Source organism: Aromatoleum evansii (genome assembly GCF_012910805.1).
Lineage (GTDB): Bacteria > Pseudomonadota > Gammaproteobacteria > Burkholderiales > Rhodocyclaceae > Aromatoleum > Aromatoleum evansii.
On record NZ_WTVK01000212.1, the window covers coordinates 1 to 458 of the forward strand.

1 protein-coding gene is annotated in these 458 nt (G+C 65.1%); it reads left to right on the forward strand.

Annotated features, from left to right (window positions below):
- Positions 1-12: 12 nt before the first annotated feature.
- Positions 13-458 (forward strand): adenylate/guanylate cyclase domain-containing protein (locus tag GO615_RS29485; RefSeq protein ID WP_211167421.1); only part of this gene is annotated, 446 nt, incomplete at its 3' end.

Here is a 458-nt window from a genome sequence, read left to right on the forward strand (position 1 = left end):
CTGACCGACTATGTGGCATGGCCGCTGCTGCATACGCTCGGCAAGCGGCATGTCGTGACGTTCGCAACCGACCGCGCGGGGGGCTTCGATGACGCCCACGTCGCCAGCCTGAAGAAGGTACTGCCAGTGCTGGCGCTGGTCAGCGAGATCCGGATGAAGAACCGCCTGGCGCGGACGCTGCTCGAGACCTATGTCGGCACCCATGCCGGCGAGATGATCCTGGCCGGTGCGACGCGGCGCGGCAGCGGGACCACGGTGCGCGCCGCGATCATGATCTGCGACTTGCGGGATTTCACCCGGATCTCGGACTCCTGGCCGCGCGACGACGTCATCGATCTCTTGAACGACTATTTCGACGCGATGTCGGAGCCGATCGCGCGGCATGGCGGAGAAATCCTGAAATTCATCGGCGACGGACTGCTCGCCATTTTCCCGCTCAGCGGCCCCAAGGCTTGTGC